The 14290-nt window shown below is 65.7% G+C and carries 12 protein-coding genes; 6 read left to right on the top strand and 6 right to left on the bottom strand.

Translation table 11 applies throughout. The features are described 5' to 3' along the window. Positions 1–2 precede the first annotated feature (2 nt). The 3 genes from ACQR1Y_RS00260 to ACQR1Y_RS00250 form a co-directional block, all read right to left on the bottom strand. The gene (locus ACQR1Y_RS00260) at positions 3–1214 is read right to left on the bottom strand and encodes an ABC transporter substrate-binding protein (RefSeq protein WP_434878625.1); all 1212 of its coding nucleotides are present in this window, start codon (positions 1212–1214) and stop codon (positions 3–5) included. A gap of 323 nt (positions 1215–1537) precedes the next feature. Continuing rightward, on the bottom strand, positions 1538–1756 hold the full coding sequence (locus ACQR1Y_RS00255) for a hypothetical protein (RefSeq protein WP_434862131.1): 219 nt from the start codon (positions 1754–1756) through the stop codon (positions 1538–1540). Positions 1757–2614: 858 nt separating this feature from the next. Then, a complete protein-coding gene (locus ACQR1Y_RS00250) occupies positions 2615–3445 on the bottom strand; it encodes an alpha/beta fold hydrolase (protein WP_434862132.1) in 831 nt (276 codons plus the stop codon). A gap of 370 nt (positions 3446–3815) precedes the next feature. Between ACQR1Y_RS00250 and parC the strand changes: the two genes are divergently transcribed. Both parC and ACQR1Y_RS00240 read left to right on the top strand, forming a co-directional pair. Then, the gene (gene parC, locus ACQR1Y_RS00245) at positions 3816–6068 is read left to right on the top strand and encodes a DNA topoisomerase IV subunit A (RefSeq protein ID WP_434878626.1); all 2253 of its coding nucleotides are present in this window, start codon (positions 3816–3818) and stop codon (positions 6066–6068) included. 267 nt (positions 6069–6335) lie between these two features. Beyond that, positions 6336–7310, top strand: coding sequence for a cation diffusion facilitator family transporter (locus ACQR1Y_RS00240; RefSeq protein WP_434878627.1), 975 nt, complete (start codon positions 6336–6338; stop codon positions 7308–7310). Positions 7311–7322: 12 nt separating this feature from the next. Here ACQR1Y_RS00240 and chrA read toward each other — a convergent pair whose 3' ends face one another. Together chrA and ACQR1Y_RS00230 are read right to left on the bottom strand one after the other, a co-directional pair. Further along, a complete protein-coding gene (chrA, locus tag ACQR1Y_RS00235; protein ID WP_434878628.1) occupies positions 7323–8714 on the bottom strand; it encodes a chromate efflux transporter in 1392 nt (463 codons plus the stop codon). Then, positions 8711–9529, bottom strand: coding sequence for a chromate resistance protein ChrB domain-containing protein (locus tag ACQR1Y_RS00230; protein WP_434878661.1), 819 nt, complete (start codon positions 9527–9529; stop codon positions 8711–8713). The genes chrA and ACQR1Y_RS00230 overlap by 4 nt, the downstream gene beginning before the upstream one ends. A 196-nt stretch (positions 9530–9725) precedes the next feature. Between ACQR1Y_RS00230 and dmeF the strand changes: the two genes are divergently transcribed. From dmeF to ACQR1Y_RS00210, 4 genes are all read left to right on the top strand, one after another. Beyond that, complete coding sequence (gene dmeF / locus ACQR1Y_RS00225) at positions 9726–10706, top strand: CDF family Co(II)/Ni(II) efflux transporter DmeF (RefSeq protein ID WP_434878629.1); 981 nt, start codon at positions 9726–9728, stop codon at positions 10704–10706. Between the two features lie 48 nt (positions 10707–10754). After that, a complete protein-coding gene (gene arsC / locus ACQR1Y_RS00220) occupies positions 10755–11159 on the top strand; it encodes an arsenate reductase (glutaredoxin) (protein WP_434878630.1) in 405 nt (134 codons plus the stop codon). A 41-nt stretch (positions 11160–11200) separates the two neighbouring features. Continuing rightward, entirely contained in the window at positions 11201–12472 is a 1272-nt protein-coding gene (locus ACQR1Y_RS00215; protein WP_434878631.1) for an adenylate/guanylate cyclase domain-containing protein, read from the top strand. Between the two features lie 62 nt (positions 12473–12534). After that, positions 12535–12969, top strand: a complete 435-nt coding sequence (locus tag ACQR1Y_RS00210) for a universal stress protein (RefSeq protein ID WP_434878632.1) — start codon at positions 12535–12537, stop codon at positions 12967–12969. Here the strand turns inward: ACQR1Y_RS00210 and ACQR1Y_RS00205 are convergent. After that, positions 12966–14192, bottom strand: a complete 1227-nt coding sequence (locus ACQR1Y_RS00205; protein ID WP_434878633.1) for an MFS transporter — start codon at positions 14190–14192, stop codon at positions 12966–12968. The genes ACQR1Y_RS00210 and ACQR1Y_RS00205 overlap by 4 nt on opposite strands. Positions 14193–14290 lie beyond the last annotated feature (98 nt).

Below are 14290 nucleotides of genomic sequence, written 5' to 3'. Positions count from 1 at the left end.
TCCTACTTCTTCAACAGCGGGCACTTGGATTCGGAGACCGGCCGGAACGCATCCTCGCCCTTCACGGTCTTGACGATCTCCAGATAGTCCCACGGCTCCTTCGACTCCGACGGCTTTTTGACGCGGGCGAGATACATGTCGCGGACGACGCGCCCGTCCTCGCGCAGCTTGCCGCCATGGACGAAGGTATCCTCGATCGGCAATTCGCGCATCCTGGCCATGACCGTCTTGGGATCGTCGGTGCCGGCCGCCTTGATCGCCTTGAGATAATGCAGCACCGCGCCGTAGACGCCGGTCTGGATCATCGTCGGCATCACCTTGGTGCGCGCATAGAACTTCTTCGACCAGGCGCGGGTGGCCTCGTCCATGTTCCAGTAAGACGCCGTGGTCATGTAGGTGCCCTGCGCGGCCTCGAGCCCGATCGCATGCACGTCGGTGTCGAACATCAGCAGGCCCACCAGCTTCTGGCCGCCCTTGACCAGGCCGAACTCGCCGGACTGCTTGATCGCATTGTCGGTGTCCTGGCCGGCATTGGCGAAGGCGACGACGTCGGCCTTCGAGCTCTGCGCCTGCAGCGCGAAGGAGGAGAAGTCGGCGGTGTTGGTCGGATGCTTGACGCCGCCGAGGATGGTGCCGCCGAGCTCCTTGATGAAGCGGGCAGCGTCCTTCTCCAACTGCTGGCCGAACGCATAGTCCGCCGTGATGAAGTACCAGGACTTGCCGCCCTGGCTGATGACGGCCGAGGTCGTCACCTTGGAGAGCGCGTAGGTGTCGTAGGTGAAATGCACCGTGTTCGGGCTGCACAGCTCGTCGGTCAGCGAGCTCGCGCCGGGGCCGGACAGCAGTGCGATCTTGTTGCGCTCGCGCACCATGTTGTGCACGGCGATCGCGATGCCGGAATTGGGGATGTCGACGACCGCGTCGACCTTGCCGTTGTCGAACCAGTCGCGCACGATAGTGGTGCCGACGTCGGTCTTCATCTGATGGTCGGCGCTGATGATCTCGATCGGCTTGCCGAGCACGGTCGGCCCGAACTCCTCCACCGCCATTTTCGCCGCTTCGACCGAGCCCGGCCCGCTGTTGTCGCGGCCCCAGCTGGAGAGGTCGGTCAGCACGCCGATGCGCACGACGTCGTCCGACACCTGGGCCGAGGCGCTGGTCGCGATGAATGATGTGGTTGCCAGAAACGCGCAGGCGAGAAATTGCCGTCGCATGAAGTCCTCCCCGGTTCGTCCGCTCTGTTGGCGGTGATGCCGTGAGGTTAGGCAATGGCGAATAGATTTGTCAATGACGAATGAGTGAGGTGCGGCCAGCGATGTGGTGAGGAGTGCGGGTCTTCGGGACAGCGCGGCCATTGCTCGCCGTCATTCCGGGGCAATCGACAACGCGCGTTCGCGCGTTGACGATTGAACCCGGAATCCAGAGATGATGGACGCAAAACAATCTCGGGATTCCGGGTTCAAGGCCTGCGGCCTTGCCCCGGAATGACTGGGGTGCGGCTGATCGTCGATAAAGTCGGGCTTACAGGAACGTCCGTCTACATGCGCGGCATGAGCTGCAGTTCCAGCAGCGCCAGCCGCTGCATCACCGTGGGATCGCGCTCGCCGGTCTTGGCGGTTCGCAGCACGGACTCGGCGAGAAGGGTGACGTGAGTCGAACTCACAGGCTCGGGCAGGGCGGCGACCGCGCCGTCGAGCGCCTGGGTCATCAGCGCGATCACGTCGGGCGAAAAGGCGGCGTCTGAAAAGTCCTTCATGGCAAGCTGTCCGCAGCAAGGGCTTCGGCTGATGATCGACGACGCGATACGCTGCGATGCTCGACGAATGACACGATGAGTAACGCGCCGCGGCGCGGGCGGGTTCCCGGCTGGTGGTGCTTCGGATATGCAGAATCAGGCATCTCCCATGCGCAAACTGCCCGTCGAGCCAATCCGTCGCAGGCGCTTCGGCTTGTGTCGTCGGGCAAATCAGGCCGATCTTTCCCCGCATCCCGCCTCACTCGGAGGGGCGTTGCGCGCGATCGTCACGACACGCGAGGCGGGGAGCGGTGGCCTGTCGGCTCGCAGCGTGCCTTGTGCGCGTGGACGAACGAGTCCGGCAGGACGATGAAATCGCAGCGTCCTGGCGCCCCGATGCTGGCGTCAAGTCGGCGATGGATGCCCTCAGGCATCGCGCTGACGACGGTGGCTAACAAGCCCGGACACCGGGGAGACTGCGTATAACTCGGAAGCCCATCGCGCAGGGAGGGCCGGGTCGTCCGGCTGACCCGTGGTACCTGCCGCCTGCACTCTTTCTCGCAGGCGGGCCACGGACCTCAGTCGAGGTCCGGCCTTCCCTGCGCCCTCTGATTGGAGAGGGTGATGACTATTGATAGCTCGGGCGTGAATTGCGTCGCGAGAAGGAAGACACGCATGCCCCTACGCAAAGACTCGACCGAGTACGGCCAAATACTAGCCCAGGGCTCGTCATGCCCGGGCTTGTCCCGGGCATCCACGTCGTTCGGCGTGTGCGGTGCGGCGTGGATGGCCGGGACAAGCCCGGCCATGACGAACAAGAGTTGATGATATCCCGCCTCATCAGCACCGAGTGCTGCTTCAGCGACGGCGGTCTTGGAGCTACCCCTTGATGAACGCCAGCAGGTCCGCGTTGATCACGTCCGCATGCGTCGTGGCCATGCCGTGCGGGAAGCCTGGATAGGTCTTCAACGTCCCATGCTTCAGCAGCTTGATGCCGATGCGCGCGGAGTCGTCGATCGGAACGATCTGGTCGTCCTCGCCATGCAGCAGCAGCACCGGCACGTCGATCGCCTTCAAGTCCTCGGTGAAGTCGGTTTCCGAGAACGCCTTGATGCAGTCGTAGTGGGCCTTGGCGCCACCCATCATGCCCTGGCGCCACCAATTGCGGATCACGCCTTCGGAGATCTTGGCGCCGTCGCGGTTGAAGCCGTAGAACGGGCCGGTCGGGATATCCAGGAAGAACTGCGCGCGGTTGGCGGCAAGCGCGGCGCGGAAGCCGTCGAACACCTCGATCGGCAGCCCGCCGGGATTGTTCGCAGTCTTCAGCATGATCGGCGGCACGGCGCCGAGCAGCGCGGCCTTGGCGACGCGGCCCTTGCCATGCTTCGCCACGTAGCGGGCGACCTCGCCGCCGCCGGTGGAGTGGCCGACATGGATGGCGTCCTTGAGGTCGAGCTTCGCGGCAAGGGCTGCAACGTCGGCGGCGTAGGTATCCATCTCGTTGCCGGTCTCGGTCTGGCTCGAGCGGCCATGGCCACGGCGGTCATGCGCGATGACGCGAAAGCCCTTGTCCAGGAAGAACAGCATCTGCGCGTCCCAGTCGTCGGCCGACAGCGGCCAGCCATGATGGAAGACGATGGGCTGCCCCGAGCCCCAGTCCTTGTAGTAGATCTGCGTGCCGTCCGATGTCGTCACGAATCCTGAGCTCATGGGTCTGCCTTTCTGGTGGGAAATCGGGGGACGCTCCACGCGCAGGCGTGCGCCTTGCGAGGAGACGTGACATCAACATAGCGATGGCCGGTGACGTTCTCAGCAATACTGAGGTATGTGCGACACTGTCGCACCGTAGGCGGATCGGCGCGGGCTGCTCCATTGATGAGCTGACCGCCATCTCGCAGGAGGGGCTGAGCTGCTCGATTTCGTCGCGTTCCCAGGGGGGCCGTGGCAGGTCCCTGCGAATCGCCTGGCGGAACCGGGCGACCCCATCGTTGCACCGCGGCCCGCGATCGCATAAAGCCTGTTCCCAAATCGTTCACGTTGGCTCAGGTCTTTGGGCTAACCCTCTGAAAGCTCTACGCTAATGGGAAAATCACTGATTCCGCCGGAGCCCGCGGAGATTCACGAGGTCGCGCTGCGCGAGGCGCTGGAGGAGCGCTATCTCGCCTACGCGCTCTCGACCATCATGCACCGTGCGCTCCCGGACGCGCGCGACGGCCTGAAACCCGTGCACCGGCGCATCCTCTACGGCATGCGGCTCTTGCGGCTCGATCCTGGCACCGCGTTCAAGAAGTCGGCCAAGATCGTCGGCGACGTGATGGGCTCGTTCCATCCGCATGGCGACCAGGCGATCTATGACGCAATGGTGCGCCTCGCGCAGGATTTCTCGTCGCGTTATCCGCTGGTCGACGGCCAGGGCAATTTCGGCAATATCGACGGCGATAATCCCGCCGCCTACCGCTACACCGAAGCGCGCATGACCGATGTCGCGCGGCTCTTGCTCGAAGGCATCGACGAGGACGGCGTCGAGTTCCGGCCGAACTATGACGGCCAGTCGAAGGAGCCGGTGGTGCTGCCCGGCGGCTTCCCGAACCTGCTCGCCAACGGCGCGCAGGGCATCGCGGTGGGCATGGCGACCTCGATCCCGCCGCACAATGCCGCCGAGCTGTGCGACGCCGCGCTGCATCTGATCGAGAAGCCCGACGCCAAGTCGCGCGCGCTGCTGCGCTGGGTGAAGGGCCCGGACTTCCCGACCGGCGGCACCGTGATCGACTCCAAGGAGTCCATCATCGAGGCCTACACGACGGGGCGCGGCTCATTCCGCGTCCGCGCCAAGTGGAAGCAGGAAGAGGGCAACCGCGGCACCTGGATCGTCGTCATCACCGAGATCCCGTATCTCGTGCAGAAGTCGCGCCTGGTCGAGAAGATCGCCGAGCTCCTCAACGAGAAGAAGCTGCCGCTGGTCGGCGACGTCCGCGATGAATCCGCGGAAGACGTGCGGCTCGTGATCGAGCCGAAGTCGAAGAACGTCGATCCCGCGCTGATGATGGAATCGCTGTTCCGGCTCACGGACCTCGAGAGCAAGATTCCGCTGAACCTCAACGTGCTGATCAAGGGCAAGATTCCGAAGGTGGTCGGCCTCGCCGAGTGCCTGCGCGAATGGCTCGACCATCTGCGCGACGTGCTGCTGCGGCGCTCGAACTATCGCAAGAAGCAGATCGAGAACCGGCTGGAGATTCTCGGCGGCTATCTGATCGCCTATCTCAACATCGACGAGGTGATCCGGATCATCCGCACCGAGGACGAGCCGAAGCCGGTCTTGATGAAGACCTTCAAGCTCACCGAGGTGCAGGCCGAGGCGATCCTCAACATGCGCCTGCGCTCTCTGCGCAAGCTCGAGGAAATGGAGATCCGCACCGAGGACAAGAACCTGCGCGGCGAGCTGAAGGGCATCAACGAGCTGCTCGCATCCGAGCCGTTGCAGTGGGCCAAGGTCGGCGAGCAGGTCAAGACCGTGCGCGACTTGTTCGGGCCGAAGACGCCGCTGGGCAAGCGCCGCACCAATTTCGCCGATGCGCCCGAGCACGATCTCGCCGCCATCGAGGAGGCCTTCATCGAGCGCGAGCCGGTCACGGTGGTCGTCTCGGAGAAGGGCTGGGTGCGTACGCTGAAGGGGCACGTCGCCGATCTGTCGAACCTGCAGTTCAAGACCGACGACCAGCTCGGCCAATGGTTCTTTGCCGAGAACACCTCGAAGGTGCTGCTGTTCGCGACCAACGGCAAGTTCTACTCGCTCGATGTCGGCAAGCTGCCGGGCGGCCGCGGCCATGGCGAGCCGATCCGCATGTTCATCGACCTCGACCAGGACGCCTCGATCGTCTCGATGTTCGTCACCAAGGGCGAGCGCAAGTTCCTGGTGGCTGCCTCCGACGGCCAGGGCTTTGTCGTCAAGGAAGAGGACTGCGTCAGCAACACCCGCAAGGGCAAGCAGGTTCTGAACGTGACGGCACCGGCGGAAGCGCGCGCGATCTGCACGGTCACCGGCGATCAGGTCGCGGTCATCGGCACCAATCACAAGATGGTGGTGTTCGGCCTCGACCAGGTGCCGGAGATGGCGCGTGGCCGCGGCGTCCGCCTGCAGAAATACACCAGCGCGCAGCTCTCCGACGTTACGACGTTCGAGCAGAAGCAGGGTCTGGCCTGGAAGGATTCCGCCGGCCGCGACCAGGGCCTGAGCTGGAAGGACCTCGCCGACTACCGCGGCAACCGCGCCGACGCCGGCCGCATCGCGCAGGGCCTGCCGAAGTCGAACAAGTTCAACCGGCCGATCGAGTGAGGCGGGCAGAGTGACGATCGAACGCCTCTTCGGTCTGCCACTCACCGCGACGACAAAAAAGGTCGTCGTCCCGGGCAAGTCCCGCGCGCGGAGCGCGTGGGGCGCCGACCCGGGACCCATAACCACAGGACGCGGGATGGGGCAGGCTGGAGCGACGCGCCTGCGCACCGATTGCCGACGGTGGTTATGGGTCCCGGCGTTCGCCGGGACGACAGCTGAGCCAATGATCAGCACCGCGTCGTAGGTTGCCAGCTTGTAGGTTGTCAGATGGCGCACTCACACCAACATCACGACGACCACGATCATGACCATCTCCATGGTCACTCCCACGCCCATTCTCACTCCCACTCCCACGCCGGCCACAGCCATGCGCCCACCAGCTTCGGCACGGCGTTCGCGGTCGGCGTCTCGCTCAACACCGCCTTCGTCATCGCCGAGCTCGTGTTCGGCTACGCCGCCAACTCACTGGCACTGATCTCTGACGCCATCCACAATCTCTCCGACGTGATGTCGCTGCTGTTGGCCTGGGGCGCGCTGTGGCTGTCCGGGCGCCGACCGACCGACCGCCACACCTACGGCTATCGCCGCGCCTCGATCCTGGCGGCGCTGATCAATGCCGGCCTGCTGCTGCTCGTGGTCGGCGGCATCGCGGTCGAGGCGTTCGACCGCCTGCACAATCCGGGCGAGGTGGCCGGCGTCACCGTGCTGTGGGTGGCCGCGCTCGGCATCGTCATCAACGGCGCGACCGCGATGCTGTTCATGCGCGGCCGCGACAGCGACCTCAACGTCCGCGGCGCGTATCTGCACATGGCGGCCGATGCCGCCGTGTCGTTCGGCGTCGTCGTCGCTGCCGCCATCACGATCTGGACCGGCTGGCTGTGGGTCGACCCGGTCGTCAGCCTCGTCATCGCACTCGTGGTGCTGTTGAGCGGCTGGGAGCTCGCCCGCGACAGCGTCAATCTCGCGCTCGACGCCGTGCCGCGCGACATCGCGCTGCCGGAGGTGCGCGACTATCTCGCCTCGCTCGACGGCGTCAGCGAGGTGCACGATCTCCACGTCTGGGCGATGAGCACCAACGAGACCGCCTTGACGGCGCATCTGGTATGTCCCGGTGGTACCGACGACGCGTTCCTGCACAAGGTGTGCTCCGAGTTGTCAAGGCGCTTCAAGATCCAGCATTCCACTCTGCAGATCGAAGCCGATGGCAAGACGTGCAAGCTGGCGCCGGCCGACGTGGTGTGAGATCGCGATGCGTCAGCTCCAGCCGGACAGCCTGATCAGCACACCGGCGGCGCATGACGCAGCCAGCACAGTGAGCATGCCGAGCTTGAAGCGGAGGATCGCGACCGCCGCGGCCAGCGACAGCAGCAGCGCGGCGCCGTCGACGCTGGACAGCACCGGCGCATCGAAGTCGAGCCCGAAGCCGCGGACCGGCACGGTCTGCCGGAACAGCGTATGCAGCGCGAACCAGATCGAGAGATTGAGAATCACGCCGACCACCGCCGCCGTGATCGCGCCGAGCGCACCCGCAAGGCCCTTGTTGCCCCGCAGTCGCTCGATATACGGCGCCCCGACGAAGATCCACAGGAAGCATGGCGCGAACGTCACCCAGGTTGCGAGCAGGCCGCCGAGCGTGCCGGCAATCAGCGGCGAGAGCGAGCCGGGATCGCGCGACGCGGCGACGAAGCCGACGAATTGCAGCACCATGATCAGCGGCCCCGGCGTGGTCTCGGCCATGCCGAGCCCGTCCAGCATCTCCGGAGGGGTCAGCCAGTGATAGTGTTCGACCGCCTGCTGGCCGACATAGGCGAGCACCGCATAGGCGCCGCCGAACGTCACCATCGCCATCTTGCTGAAGAACAGCGCGATCTGGCTGAACGTGCTGCCGATGCCGGTCCACGCAACGATCGCCACAACCGGCACCAGCCACAGCGCGAGCCAGACCAGCGCGGTGAGCAGCGTGCGCCGTCCATTCGGCCTAGCGTGCTCCGGCAGGGTCTCGCCGAGCGCGCTGTCGCCATCGCCATTGCCGCTGGAGCGATGGCCCGCCGCGGCGAATTCCGGCCGGCCGGCGCGAGCGCCGAGATAGCCGATCAGTCCCGCGGCGATGATGATCAGCGGGAAGGGCACCGCGAAGAAGAAGATCGCGATGAACGCCGTTGCCGCGAGCCCGATCATGACGGTGTTACGCAACGCGCGGCTGCCGACGCGCACCACCGCCTGGATGACGATCGCGAGCACCGCCGCCTTCAGCCCGAAGAACAGCGCCTCGACGAACCAGACATGGCCGAAGGCGACGTAGATCCAGCTCAAGGCCATGATCGCGATGATGCCGGGCAGGATGAACAGCCCGCCGGCCATCAGGCCGCCGGCCGTCCGGTGCATCAGCCAGCCGATATAGGTCGCGAGCTGCTGCGCCTCCGGTCCGGGCAGCAGCATGCAGTAGTTCAGCGCATGCAGGAACCGGCTCTCCGAGACCCAGCGCTTCTCGTCGACGATGATCCGGTGCATCACCGCGATCTGCCCGGCCGGGCCGCCGAACGACAGCGACGCCACGCGCAGCCAGACCTTGAACGCCTCGGCAAAGCTGACGCCGTGGCCGGCGTCAGCTTTGGTGGGGGCAGTCGATGAGACCAGATCGGTCATGGCTTCACCTTGCTCGTCGGCCAATTGTGCGACTCGGTAGTCGCGTCGCGACACCAGCGATAGAACGCATCGTAGAGCCCAAGGCCAGCCTCGAGTTGGGCGAGGTCGTCATCGTAGATGCGCGACAGCCCGAGCGAGGCGGCGAGCAGGCCGGGCGCTTCGGGGCTGAGATCGAGCCGCGCCCAATCCGCGGCGCGGACGATCGTGGCCAACCGTTGCAGGGCAGGCGTGGTGAGGGAGAATTCCTCGATCATCACATCGAAGGTGCAAAGCTCTTCGCGATGGCTCCAGAAGGTGTTTTCGACGTCGAACGGCGCCGCCCCGAAGCGCTCGCTCACGGCGATGACCTCGGATGGCGCAACATAGAGAAAAACCGCCTGCGGATCGACGAACCGGCGGATCAGCCAGGGGCAAGCGATGCGATCGATCTTCGGCCGTGCGCGCGTCACCCAGATCGTTCGTCCGTGGTCGTCGCGCCGCGGCAGCTTGGACATCGGCACCAGCGGCAAACCGGCTGCCTTCCAGGCCTCGAAGCCACCCTCGAGATTTTCGGCCGAGGCCTTGGCCACGCGAAGCCAGGCCGCAGCGCCATGCGAGAGTTTGGCGCCGCGCTGGCAGATGACGATCACCGAACGGCCGGCGAATTCCGAACTCCATTGCGCAGCGGTCAAGGCGTCACGTCGGATGGCGCCGGGAAGGAGCCTTGGATCGGCGCTGAAATCCTCGTCGGTGCGTACATCGATCAGGATGGGTGCGTTCGGGGTTCCGATCAACCGGCTCAGCTTGTCGGGAGAAATCGATGCGAAGGATGACATGATGCGTCCTCGTGCGAAAATGACGGGACGCGATACTTGGGCATGTCGCCTCGTGGGGAGATCGCGAAGTCCCCATGGGAATATTACAGCGGAACCGGTCTGCGCTGTCAATCGCGACAGGGCGGTCGCTTTGTCCTGTGATAAGTTCGATGCCGCGCACGGCGGTGCGCGCCGGGACCGATGAGGAGAACGATAGATGCCATCACAAGCCGATCATTGGGCCCACGATCACGTCTTTCTCGGCGCGCAGCACGAGCGCAACGAGCGCCGTACCTGGTTCGTGGTCGGGCTGACCCTGGTGATGATGGCCGGCGAGATCGCCGCCGGCTCGCTGTTCGGATCGATGGCGCTGCTGGCGGATGGCTGGCACATGGGCACCCACGCGGCCGCGCTCGGCATCGCCGGGCTGGCGTACCTGTTTGCCCGCCGCCACGCGCGCAATCCGTCCTTCACCTTCGGCACCGGCAAGTTCGGCGAGCTGGCGGCCTTTTCCAGCGCGCTGATCCTGCTGATCATCGCGGTGCAGGTGGCCTATGAGAGCGTGATCCGGCTGCTGCGTCCGGAGCCGATCGCCTATGGCGAAGCGATCGCGGTCGCCGTCCTCGGTCTTCTGGTCAACCTCGTCAGCGCCTGGCTGCTCGCCGACTCGCACCAGCATCATCATCACGGCCATCACCATCACGCCGGCCACGACGATCATGCCCATCACGGCCATGATGATCGTCACCACGACCATCATGACCATGGTCATCACGACAACAATCTGCGAGCGGCCTATCTGCACGTGCTGGCGGACGCAGCGACCTCGCTGCTGGCCATCGGGGCATTGGTCATCGGCATGATGCTCGGCTGGAGCTGGGCCGACGCCGCCGTCGGCGTCATCGGCAGTCTGGTGATCGCGAGTTGGGCCTATGGACTGATCCGCGATGCCGGCGCGGTGCTGCTGGACGTCAATGGCGACCGACGGCTGGAGGCCACGATCCGGGCGCGACTCGAAGCGAGTGGGGATCGCGTCACCGATCTGCATTTGTGGCAGGTCGGGCCCGGGCACCGCGCCGTGGTGGCTTCGATCGTTTCCAATGCGCCATTGGCCCCGGCCATGTACAAGCAGCGTTTGCGTGACCTGCACGGCCTCAGCCATGTCACCGTGGAGGTGGAGCACGGCTTGCATGTCTGATAACGGCTTCTGAAATTGCTCTTGGCTTCAGTTGGATGGACTGCCCCGATGACCGTTACGATCTTTCACAACCCTGCCTGCGGCACGTCGCGCAACACGCTGGCGATGATCCGTGCCTCGGGCGAGGAGCCTGATGTGATCGAATACCTGAAGACACCGCCGAGCCGCGAGCAGCTGGTGGCGCTGATCAATGCGATGGGCGTCAGGGTGCGCGAGGTGCTGCGCGAAAAGGGGACGCCCTATGGCGAGCTGGGCCTCGGCGATGCCAAATGGAGCGACGACCAGTTGATCGAGGCGATGCTGGCGCATCCGATCCTGATCAACCGGCCGATCGTGGTGACGGGCAAGGGAGCGCGGCTGTGCCGTCCGTCGGAACTCGTGCTCGACCTGCTGGACCATCCCGTTGCCTCCTTCACCAAGGAGGATGGCGAGGTGGTGGCGAGGCCTGCCTGAAGCTGTCCGGAGCATTTTGTGACGCGTTGGTGAGTGAGAAAATGGACACGGCGACCCGTCTCGAAGTGATCAATTGGCTCACGGCGCAGGGCCTCACCGGCGTGCCGGAAAACGAAATTCTGCGTGGCTTCTGCGAGCGTTGCTGCGCGGCCGGGCTCGAACTGTCGCGCAGCCTCACGATCATCGACACGCTGCATCCGATCTTCGAAGGCCGAGGCTTCCGCTGGAACGACCGTGACACCAACGAGCCCGACAGCTTCGAATACGGCTCGAGCAATGAGGGCGAGGCGGCCCAGAATTGGCGGCGCTCCGTCTTCCATCACATGCTGGAGAGCGGCGACGACGAGTTCCGCATCGACCTGCTGAACTCCGCGCATCTCGATTTTCCGGTCATCGAGGAGCTCTCGGCCCAGGGCCATAAGCACTACCTCGCCTTCGTGCACCGGTTCGGCGAAGCCGGCACGCTCGGCCAGATGGACTGCTTCTATTCGAATTGGCTGACGCGCCGTCACGATGGCTTCACCGAGGATCAGATCGGCGCCTTGCGCGACCTGATCCCGCTCTTGGCGTTCACGATCAAGTCGGCGCAGCAGGTCGACATCGTGCGCACGCTCGGCCGGGTCTATCTCGGGCGCGATGCCTCCGAGCAGGTGCTGCGCGGCCGCATCTCCCGCGGTGTCACCGAGCGCATCAATGCCGTGCTGTGGTTCTCCGACCTGCGCAGCTCGACTGCGATTTCCGAGAGCATCTCGCCGGACGAGATCATCCCGCTGCTCAACGACTATGCGGAAGCCTCGATCGAAGCCATCTACGAATCCGGCGGAGACGTGCTGAAGCTGATCGGTGACGGCGTTCTGGCGATCTTCACCGGCGACATGGCGACGGCGCGGCAGGCTGCGCTGCGTGCCGAGCATCGCTTCCGCTTGAACATCCTGAAGCTCAATGCGCGGCGGAGCGGGGAGGGGCGGCCCGTGACCACGGCCTATGTCGGCCTGCATGTTGGCGAGGTGTTCTACGGCAACATCGGCAGCGAGGACCGGCTCGATTTCACCGTGGTGGGGCCGGCGGTCAACGAGGTCAGCCGCATCGCCTCGATGTGTCGCTCGGTCGATCGCGAGTTGCTGGCGTCGTCGGAGTTCTGCGCGGGGCTCGACGACGAGGGCCGGCGCTATCTGGTGTCGACCGGCCGCTACGCGTTGCGCGGCATCGGCCGCGCGCAGGATCTCTACACGCTGGATCCCGAGATCGCGGCGAGCCAGCCGGCGACGAAAGCCTATGAGAACTACCTCTCGGACGAGATGTCGCACCCTTGACCCACGTCAATGCTCAGCCAAGCGGAGTCTGCCCAGCATCATCGGCCGGGGAGATCACGCACATGTACACGCATATTCTGCTGCCGACCGATGGCTCCGACCTGTCCAGGGCCGCGATCAAGCACGGTGTCGCGCTGGCCAAGGCGACCGGCGCGAAGGTCACCGCGCTGGTCGTGTCGACGCCGCTGCATTCCCTCGTCGTCGATCCTCACGCCGCCACCAAGGCGCTCGCGCAATACAAGTCGCTGGTGGCCGACCAGACCGCGAAATATCTCGATCATGTCAGGGATGATGCGGAGCAGGCGGGCGTCGCCTGCGCCACGCTCTGCGTCGAGCATGACAAGCCCTATGAGGCGATCGTCGAGACCGCGCGCAACGAGGCTTGCGACCTGGTGCTGATGGCCTCGCACGGCCTGCGTGGCGTCTCCGCCCTTCTCGGCAGTGAGACCTTGAAGGTGCTGACGCATTCGACCGTGCCGATCCTGGTCTATCGCTAGGCCGGCTGCGGTGCGGGCTGCCGCGCGATCGAAACCGCGGGCGAGACGAGGATGACGAGCGCCTGCAGGCCGAAGATGGCGGCGGCGAGATAGAGACAGGCGTCGGCGCCGTAGCGGCCGCCGACGATGGCGCCAAGCAGCGAGCCCAGCGGGCGTGCGCCGTAGCTGAGGATGTTGATCGCCGAGACTCGCCCGAGCAGTCCGGCCGGCGTCACCGCCTGCCGCAAGGTGGTGGTCGAGATGACCCAGAGGATCGGTCCGGCGCCGAGCAGGAAGAAGCTGAGCGCGGCCAGATAGGGAGAGGGGACGAGCGTCGTGAGCGCCATCACCAGCGCCGCGACGAAGCCGGTGACGGGGCCGAGCCCGATCACCGTGCCGAACGGCAGACGTCGCATGATCCGCGTCGCGAGCAGCGCCCCGCACACCATGCCGGCGCCGAACATCGACAGCACCGTGCCGACGCCGCCTGCGGACAGGCCAAGCCGGTGAACGGCGTAAGGGACGAACACGGCGAGCAGGAGGAAGTGCGCGGTGTTGAAGACGAACTGGGTGACGAACACCGGCCGCAGCAGGGGATGATGCAGCACGAACGCCGCGCCTTCGCGGATGTCGGCCAGGGGGTGGCGGCGCGGCATGGGGACGCGAGTGGGCTCGGAGATGCCCGCGAGCAAGACGGCTGCGATCAGCGACAGCGCCGCGGCCGTGCCGAAGGCCAGCGCGCCGCCGATCCAGCCGACGAGCATGCCGCCGAGCGCCGGCCCGCAGGCAAAGGCGATCGTGCGGGCGAGTTCGATCCTTGCATTGGCGCGCGCGAGTTCGCTTGGCGGCACGAGGCTCGGCACCAGGGCCGGCGCGGCGACGCTGAACACCACCGTGCCGCAGACGGCCGCGAAGCCGAGCGCAGCCAGGAGCCACAGCGTGAGCATCCCGGTCGCGAAGGCCAGCAGGATCGCGAGCAGCGCAAGCGCGCGCATTGCCTCCGCCGCAGCCATCAGCCGCCGCCGCGGCATGCGGTCGGCGAGCAACCCGGCGGGAATGGCGAACAAAACGAACGGCGCCGTCAACGCCGTCTGCAGCAGGCCGGTCTCACCCTCACCGACGCCGAGCGCCAGCACCGCGACGATCGGCGCGGCGGCGAGCGCGATCTGCTCAGCCGATTGCGCGGTGAGGTTGGAGAAGGCGAGCCGATGAAAGCTGGCGGGCAAGCGGAGCGGGAGGGGCATGAGACAACCTGGCATGATGAGGCTGTCATCCTCAGCCGCTTGCCACCTCGCGCCCACCCGCTTTCCGATCAGCCCGCGCTACGGTCCCGGGTGTCTGT

It is taken from the genome of Bradyrhizobium sp. HKCCYLRH3099 (assembly GCF_051167855.1).
Classification (GTDB): Bacteria; Pseudomonadota; Alphaproteobacteria; order Rhizobiales; family Xanthobacteraceae; genus Bradyrhizobium.
This window is presented reverse-complemented; position numbering and strand designations above follow the sequence as displayed.